7 protein-coding genes are annotated in these 8,065 nt (G+C 39.8%); 6 read left to right on the plus strand and 1 reads right to left on the minus strand.

The features are described 5' to 3' along the window. Positions 1-288: 288 nt before the first annotated feature. The 3 genes from C200_RS05580 to C200_RS05590 all read left to right on the plus strand — a co-directional run bounded on the left by C200_RS05580 (position 289) and on the right by C200_RS05590 (position 3,427). Positions 289-1,548: a type IV pilus secretin PilQ gene (locus tag C200_RS05580; RefSeq protein WP_016211204.1), complete on the plus strand. Its 1,260-nt coding sequence runs from the start codon at positions 289-291 to the stop codon at positions 1,546-1,548. Between the two features lie 247 nt (positions 1,549-1,795). Beyond that, positions 1,796-2,320 (plus strand): shikimate kinase AroK, encoded by a 525-nt coding sequence (gene aroK / locus C200_RS05585; RefSeq protein WP_032126430.1) that lies wholly within the window; start codon positions 1,796-1,798, stop codon positions 2,318-2,320. Positions 2,321-2,428: 108 nt separating this feature from the next. Further along, on the plus strand, positions 2,429-3,427 hold the full coding sequence (locus C200_RS05590) for an ATP-binding protein (RefSeq protein ID WP_016211203.1): 999 nt from the start codon (positions 2,429-2,431) through the stop codon (positions 3,425-3,427). Between the two features lie 86 nt (positions 3,428-3,513). Here the strand turns inward: C200_RS05590 and C200_RS05595 are convergent, their stop codons facing one another. Continuing rightward, a complete protein-coding gene (locus tag C200_RS05595; RefSeq protein ID WP_016211205.1) occupies positions 3,514-4,410 on the minus strand; it encodes a LysR family transcriptional regulator in 897 nt (298 codons plus the stop codon). Positions 4,411-4,551: 141 nt separating this feature from the next. Between C200_RS05595 and C200_RS05600 the strand changes: the two genes are divergently transcribed. From C200_RS05600 to C200_RS05610, 3 genes are all read left to right on the plus strand, one after another. Beyond that, positions 4,552-5,769 carry a multidrug effflux MFS transporter gene (locus C200_RS05600; RefSeq protein ID WP_016211208.1) on the plus strand — a complete coding sequence of 406 codons (1,218 nt, stop codon included), beginning with the start codon at positions 4,552-4,554 and terminating at the stop codon, positions 5,767-5,769. A 461-nt stretch (positions 5,770-6,230) separates the two neighbouring features. Then, on the plus strand, positions 6,231-7,547 hold the full coding sequence (locus tag C200_RS05605; protein WP_016211206.1) for an MFS transporter: 1,317 nt from the start codon (positions 6,231-6,233) through the stop codon (positions 7,545-7,547). Positions 7,548-7,661: 114 nt separating this feature from the next. Then, entirely contained in the window at positions 7,662-7,970 is a 309-nt protein-coding gene (locus C200_RS05610; protein ID WP_016211201.1) for a hypothetical protein, read from the plus strand. Positions 7,971-8,065: the final 95 nt, after the last annotated feature.

The following is an 8,065-nucleotide window of genomic DNA, read 5'->3' on the forward strand; positions in this document are numbered from 1 at the left end:
GGTAGCGACGCTTACGTAATAGTAAATCTATTGCAGTCGTCAAAGATAAGCGCTCTTCTAAGTATTATCAGTTGGTTGTTGGGGATAAATTTTATGGAGCTAAGGTTATTAAAGTTAGAAAAAATAAAATAACTATAAAATTTAATAATAAAATTATAGAAATCAATAATAAACCTAGATAGTATGATAATAAATATAAATAAAGGTTTACGTTTTATTTGTTTTTTTATAACTTTTATTTATGGAATAAATGGATGTTTTTCAAGTGACCAACTTGAGGTAAACGTAGTGCACCAGAGTAGTAAATTTATTAATTTAAATTTTGACAATATTGATTTGGCTAAGTTATTGCAGCTTATTGCTGAATTTGCCCAATTGAATTTGGTTATTAATGATGATGTTCAGGGGACGATGAGTTTGCACTTAAAAAAAGTGACATGGCAACAAGCATTGAATGTGATTTTAATGGCTGAAGACTTAACAGAGAACAGGCAGGGCAATATATTAATTATTAAGAAAAAAGGCTTGATCTTAAAAAAGGCAAATAACAAACTAAATAAAAGAAAAATGGAGTCGTTATTTGTTAATGTTCACTATGGTCGTGCTGAAAAAATAGCGATGATCTTAAAAGAAGGTTCGGGCAAAATTATTTCAACACAAGGGATTGTGAGCTTTGATCAGAGAACGAATGTTTTATTGATTCATGATTATATTGATAGAATTAAAATCATTAAAAAAATGATCAAAGCGCTTGATCGGCCAGTGCCACAAGTGATGATAGAAGCAAGAATTGTTATTGCTAATCGCAGTTTTGAAAAGGACTTAGGCGTAAAGTTTGGTATTTCTGGTGGAGGCAGTACAGTGGCAACCGCGGGCTCTATTAGTGGAACAAATGCGATTCGCCAAGGAGAAAGTCCAGGTATTGCAGAACGTCTTAATGTGAGTTTACCATTTATGGCTGATTCGGCAGCGACTGGACTGGGCCGCTTTGCCTTAGCTGTTGCTAAATTGCCAGGGAACTTATTACTTGATCTTGAGTTACAGGCCCTGGAAAGTGAGGGCGAGGCAGAAGTGATTTCGACACCTAAATTATTAACCGCTCATGATCAAGAAGCCTTTATTGAGCAAGGTGAAGAGATTCCTTATTTAGAAAGTACCTCAAGCGGTGCGGCAAGCGTAAGTTTTAAAAAAGCGGTTTTGGGATTAACGGTGACACCGCATATTACTCCAGATCAGCATATTATTTTGACTATTCGTTTAAGTAAGGATTCACGCAGTGCCCTTAGTGCTGGAGATGGTGGAAGTAGCGCGAATGTGTTACCTCCTGCCATTGATACACGCGTGATTAAGACACAAGCCTTGGTCAAAGATGGTGAAACGATTGTACTTGGTGGCATTTATGAGCAAGAAAAGCAACGTGTTGTCCGGCGGGTGCCTTTTTTGGCAGACTTGCCTGGCATTGGCTGGTTATTCCAAAGTCGTAGTCAAAGCACCTTAAACAAAGAGTTGTTGATTTTTGTGACACCGAAGATTATGTCCGCTTATTAAGTACTTATAAGAAAAGTATCTGATGACTTAATTTGTACTTCTTGCGATGCTAAGCTAGTCTTAAAATGTGATCCGGGGTAGAATATCTCCGGATTATTGTATTATGAGTGTCATGAGCACGCCGTTTCAAGATCGTTATTTTATAATAATGTGGCTGTATACGGTGTCAGCTATGATGCATAGTCACTATATTAAGTCGCGTTGCGATGAAACACTGTTTAGTTTTAGAGGAAGTGAATACTTAGTCATGAGTAGGCCAAATAATATATTCCTCATTGGCCCAATGGGGGCGGGAAAAAGTACAATTGGTCGTCATCTTGCACAAATGCTAAGGATGGAGTTTGTTGACTCTGATCAGGAGCTAGAAGATCGCACAGGTGTCGGAATAGACTGGATTTATGATGTAGAAGGTGAGGATGGGTTGCGTGCTCGAGAGCAGGATGTTATTGCTGATTTAAGTTTACGCAGTGGCATTGTGTTGGCAACAGGAGGTGGGGCGATTAACTCCGCTGAAAATCGTAAGTGTCTTGCTGGTCGTGGAACGGTTGTTTATTTGTATGCGTCGGTTGAACAGCAGTTAAATCGGACGGCTTATGATCGTGGGCGGCCAAGCTTGCAGTATGCTAAAAATCGTCGAGAGCTGCTTGAGCAGATGATGGATGAGTACGATAAACTTTATCGCAGCATTGCTGATTGCACAGTTGCAACTGATGCGCGTACTGTACGTTCTGTTGCGAATGAAATCATTCAGGCATTGGCAACTGAAGCTTAAAGCTTAATGTTAATTTAAAATTTAAAGCTAAAGAAAATAATTAAGATAAGAAAAAAGGAGCGATTGGCTATGATCCGAATGCACATAAGTAGCACAAGGGACTAGTGCATGGCCTATGCCTATCAAGCTAAAAAAAGCGCTAGCTTTTTAAGGCGATTAAATAATCCTTTTGACTCTGATAGTAAAGGCTTTAAACCGTATATTACGCCTGGCTGGAATAAACAGCTCGAATTGATTGGCCATACGGTATGTTATAGTGACTATGTTGTTGCGGTATATGGGCCGATTGGTGCAGGCAAATCAACATTTCTAGAGCTGTTAAAGCAGCGTTTAGATAAGCGTGCACAATTTAGCCATCTGCAAGGTGAAAGCAAGCATAGTGAGCTGACGACATTGCGTGCAATTGCTGTCGCGCTTTACTTGCCTCCTGCTGATCATTGTACGACGATAGAGCATTGCTTTGATTATATTTATAAATACATGGCAGAGCGTCGGCATACTGGTGTAAGTTACGTCTTGACTGTTGATCATGCAGATCATTTTGGCCCTAAGATACTCAGCATGTTACAGTTGCTTGCAGCAAAGCTGCGTGACCAAAAAGGGTGCATGCTGCATTTTTTGTTATTTGGTGAAGAGCGTCTCATTCGCCAGTTAAAAGAAATCTTAGGCGATAAAAGTTGGCAAGAGTATTTATACTGTTGCAAGTTAAAGCCTTTTTCTGATGTCGAGGTTCAGTTATATCTCGATGATAAGCTGCGCAGTTTGTCTGAGGCGTTTGCCTTTAGTGAGCGTGATATTGATTTGGTGCTAAAAGGTGCTGTTGGCCTGCCTGGGCGGATTAATCAGATCTCTCGCCAGTTGGTGCAACAGAAGGAACCTAAGCAAACGCGTGCACACCGCGGCTATCGTAATTGGGCGGTTGTCTTTAGCCTGTTGGTGTTGATTAGTGTGGTGGTTAGCTATCTGTCAAATCAGCCAAGTTGGCATGACTCCGCTCGTTATGGTGAACATAGCAAGCAGTCAGTTAGCCATAAAACGACAGCTGGATTAAAGCCAGGAGAGGTTAGCGTACCATTGATACTGCCAGGTAAAGCAAGCTCAGGTTAGATCTGAGTGGTGTATTTATTTGTTCTATTCTGTATTGAGGTTTTACCTTATATCATAACCTTCGGGTTATTTCCGGCCGAGTTGTCTTACTCACTGATGAGTAATGTATCTTCTAGCTTTTTTTCGATATAGCTTAAAAAAGCCTGTGTTTTTAATGGCGAAGTTTTTAGTTTGGGATAATAAGCATAGATGGTCCAGCGTGGTGAATGATAGTTAGGAAGCACAGGAACTAAGTGTTTTTTTTGCTCAGGGCTTAGGGCCAGTGGGCTGGTGAATAATAAGCCGAGTCCCGCGGTGGCCGCTTTAACGGCGATGCTGTTATTATCAGCAATGAGATTGCCTTGTACGGTGATGGGAGCTGCGCCTTCAAACTCCCATTTGTTCGGATGTTCATGCCCCATGCTAAGCAAACAATTATGATCTTGTAAATCAGCAAGTGTGATCGGTGTACCATGTTTTGCAAGATAGCTGGGGGCTGCGAAGATCTGTAAGTAGGTATGAGCAATCATTCGATGGTCCATCGCATCTGAAAAAAAATCAGGTGATTTATGGCTGAAATAAAGGTCCAGTGTGTCAATATTACTTAATAATGGATAATTTAATGTTTTAACATTAATTTTTAAGCGTGAAAATTTCTCAAGTAATTCAGGTAATAACGGGACAATATACAGACTGCCAAAGACAACAGAGATACCAATGCTGAGTATTCCCACCGGCTGGTTATATGTATTGCGAATAGATTCTTTAAGGTCAGCCCAGTCATCTAGCAGCTGTTTAGCTCGCTGATAAAAACACTCACCTTCCGAAGTTAAGCTAAGGCGCCTTGTTGTACGCCGTAATAGTTGTACACCCAATTGCTCTTCTAACCAGCTGATATGTTTGCTCAGTGCTGAACTTGAGCTATATAAACGTCGTGCTGCTTTGGCAAAACTTTGCTCCTCAACAATATGTATAAAGCTCTGTGCGCATTTGTGCCAGTCCATCTTTACTCCTGCATTAACATATTATTTCTTATATAGAAATAGTTTATTTATTAAATGCTATATTATCAATAGATAGGAAATAATATAGTATATAGCCAATGTTTAAGCAATGGATGCAATAGAAGAAGAGGAGATAATCTCTTGTATATTCAACAACGTAATAAGCTTAATTTTATTTTGGTAATTTTTGGTGTGATTGCAGCTCAGGCGGCAGTGAGTTTGTATTTGCCTTCTTTGCCAGCAATTGACCATGAGTGGCACTTGGCATCAGGCCAAGCTCAACTTACGTTAAGCGCATTTTTTTTAACGTTTGGCGTGTCACAATTATTTTATGGTGCATTATCCGATCATTTTGGCAGAAAGCCGTTATTGCTGATGGGGCTTGTTATTTTAGTATTAAGCAGTGTATGGGCAATTTATGCAACTAGCTTTCATTCTTTATTGGCAGCACGGCTTGTACAAGGTGTGGGTGGTGGGGCGCTCTCTGTGTTGGCACGAGCGATTATACGAGATTTATTCCATGGTGATGAATTGCGTAAAGCCATTAGTATTTTGGCTATTGCTGCTTCTTTTACACCGGCTTTGGCTCCAAGCTTAGGTGGCTGGCTAGAGGATCATTTTGATTGGCGTAGCAGTTTTGTGATTTTAACTGCTTATAGCATTATTTTATTAGTCACGATATTTAGTTTATTTACTGAGACAAATCAATACCAGCGCCAGCCCAATGAGTCAATCGATTTTAGCAAGGTAGTGGCAAGCTACTATTCTGTTACCAAAAATAAACTATTTTGGTGCTATGGTTTTGCAATATTAATTGGTTATTTATCTTTAGTGATTTGCTTAGCTAATGCACCATTCTTATTAGAGAAAAAATTTGGATTATCTGCTGAAATTACGGGTTATCTTATGTTTGTGCAGCCTGGTTTTTTCCTGGTCGGTAATCTTTTACAGCATAAATTAACAGATAAGATTTCTGGTGATCTATTTTTGAAGTTCGGTATGGTTATTTTAGGGGTCATTGGTTTATCTTTTTTGTTTCAAGGTGTATTTCATAGTGCCACACTGATTAATGTGTTATTAACCTTGGCTTTAGCTGGTTTTGCAACTTCACTGATTTTAGTGAATGCATTAGCTGGGGTGTTGTTACCTTTTACTGAGAATGCGGGAGCTGCGGCAGCACTCTCTGGGGTGTTGCAGATGGTAGTGGCTTCGTTTATCACCGCACTGATTTCCAATTTACATTGGACATCGATTATTGACCTGGGTTGGATCTATCTTGCTCTTTTTGTTGTTCTGTATATTTCATTATTGTTTTTACACAGAATTCGCCTTTACTCTCCTTGCTATAAAAGTGCATAAACACAATAACGGTAACAGCTTGTTCATATACCATTAAGTTTATTGCTTTACTATGGAAATAACTAAAGTAGTGACGATATTGGGAGTGACGTCGTGTACAGTTATGGTAAAGTCATTTTTTTTCTTGCTATCATTGGCTTTTTACTACTTGTACCTACACTTGCTGCCTTATTAAGGCAGATCTCAGGTCTTTAAGAGTGAGGAAACCGCTTCATTGACAGCAGCTTTAAAGCTTGTTATGTTGGCTGAGTAGACTTTTTATGAAGATTTAATAGCAGCAAATTTAGAATAGGTTCACCAGATTCCATGATGATAATAAGCGTATTGACAGTGATTATTTTAATGATGATTACGCTCATTATTATGCGGTGGTGCGAGCCTGTGTAAGCTGAATGTATTAACACAAGCCTCGCACCCTCGGGTCCGAGGCTTTTTTATTGCCGGTAAGGAAAAAGTAGTATATGAAAGCTGATAGTTTGGGTATAGCGCAGTATCAACAGGATAATACACAGGGTCAGAGCCGTTTGGCTTGGTTGGCAATTGCTTTATGTGCTTGTTTTTTATTCTATAAATATGTATTGCAAGTGTCTCCATCGGTGATGACAAATGATTTAATGGAATCATTTCATATTCATGGTGCAGGCCTTGGTAATTTAGCTGCGACATTTTTTTATAGTTATTTAATTATTCAAATATTTTCAGGGCCATTGCTCGATCGTTTTGGTGCGCGCTATATCGGCTCTTTAGCTTTATTGGTTAGTGCATTAGGAACCTGGTTATTTGCTCAGGCTGACCAGTTACTTTGGGCTGAAATTGGTCGGGCATTAATGGGAGTGGGCGTTGCCTTTGCTACTGTGACTTATTTAAAGGTGGCGGCGACCTGGTTTGATGCACGACGCTTTGCCTTGTTAAGTGGCTTAGTTCCAACAGCCGTTATGATTGGTGCAGTGTTTGGTCAAGTGCCATTGGCACATGTGGTTGCATCTGAGGGGTGGCGGCGCTCGTTAGAACTATGTGCGATTTTAGGTGTTATTTTCGCTGTTTTATTTTTATTATTTGTGCGCGATAAAAAGAATCATTCATTCGCTATCGACGATACACAGCAGGTGAACTGGCAAGATATTATCAGCGTACTAAAACGGCCGGCCAATTGGTTATTAACGTTATACAGTGGTTTGGCCTTTGCACCTTTGGCGGTTTTCGCCGGGCTTTGGGGTAATCCGTTTTTAGTGGCAAGTTATCAGTTAACAACGGCTGATGCTGCTTCTTTGACTTCTTTAGTGTTTATTGGTTTAGGTGTGGGTGGGCCGATTTTTGGCGCTCTAGCTGATTATTTTGGTAAGCGTACTCTTTGGATGTTCTTGGGTGGCTTTGTGACGTTGGCAAGCGTCTTATGTTTGCTTTATTGCCCAGATTTACATAGTACGCTGTTAAGTATTTTAATGTTTTTATTTGGCTTTGGTACGAGTGCCTTTATGTTGGGTTTTGCCATGGCAAAAGATATGAACTCATTACTATTGGCCGGTACGGTCGTTGCCATGATCAATACCGGCGATGCGATTTTAGGTGCGGTGACAGAGCCCTTGGTTGGCTATGTCCTTGATTTAGGTTGGCATGGTCAAGAATTAAATCATAGCCCTGTCTTTTCAATGCAAGATTATATGTATGCATTTAGCTTATTACCCGTTTATTTAATTTTATCTTTACTGTTTTTATTTTGGATTACTAAAGTGATGAAAAAAGAAGATAAAAAAGAGAACTTAGTTATATCCAAATAGTCTAATCGATAGAGTCTAATCAATAGGATAGTCAGTTAATAAAAGTAAGACATATCAAATGGTTGGTTAAAAAACAAGAAGAATTAAGTAGGTAGCGTACTGATTGGAGGTTATATGCAAGCGATAGGCGCATTTCAAGCCGGTTTGGCTGCTATTAATGCGGGTGCTGGTGAGTTACGTGAACATGCCAATGAAATCGCGCATTTTAGTATTCCTCGAGGCACGGTTGCAGAGCAGGAGCACCGCCCAGCAGTTGTCGCGGTGAATGAATTGACACAGACTGAGAGGCCAGCTCACTTTGGCCAGAATATGGTCAGACCAATGGTCGGTTTGCTTGAAGCATCGAATCAGGCACAGGTAGGCGCAAAAGTGTTGCAGATTGCTAGTGATACTCTTGGTAGTTTGATTGATATTCGTGCCTAATTGATTCTTTACTCACCTTACGCACTGACATGATAAACGATGTATAATGAAATCTGATAGATACAGGGATTTCATCAGGAATGAATAAAGAGCTA

This window comes from Piscirickettsia salmonis LF-89 = ATCC VR-1361, from assembly GCF_000297215.2.
Classification (GTDB): Bacteria; Pseudomonadota; Gammaproteobacteria; order Piscirickettsiales; family Piscirickettsiaceae; genus Piscirickettsia; species Piscirickettsia salmonis.

Bases quoted from the DNA above. Each gene is read 5' to 3' on its own strand.
- C200_RS05590 (WP_016211203.1), top strand. From the start codon at position 2,429: ATGGCCTATGCCTATCAAGCTAAAAAAAGCGCTAGCTTTTTAAGGCGA.
- C200_RS05605 (WP_016211206.1), top strand. From the start codon at position 6,231: ATGAAAGCTGATAGTTTGGGTATAGCGCAGTATCAACAGGATAATACA.
- aroK (WP_032126430.1), top strand. From the start codon at position 1,796: ATGAGTAGGCCAAATAATATATTCCTCATTGGCCCAATGGGGGCGGGA.
- C200_RS05610 (WP_016211201.1), top strand. From the start codon at position 7,662: ATGCAAGCGATAGGCGCATTTCAAGCCGGTTTGGCTGCTATTAATGCG.
- C200_RS05595 (WP_016211205.1), bottom strand. From the start codon at position 4,410: ATGGACTGGCACAAATGCGCACAGAGCTTTATACATATTGTTGAGGAG.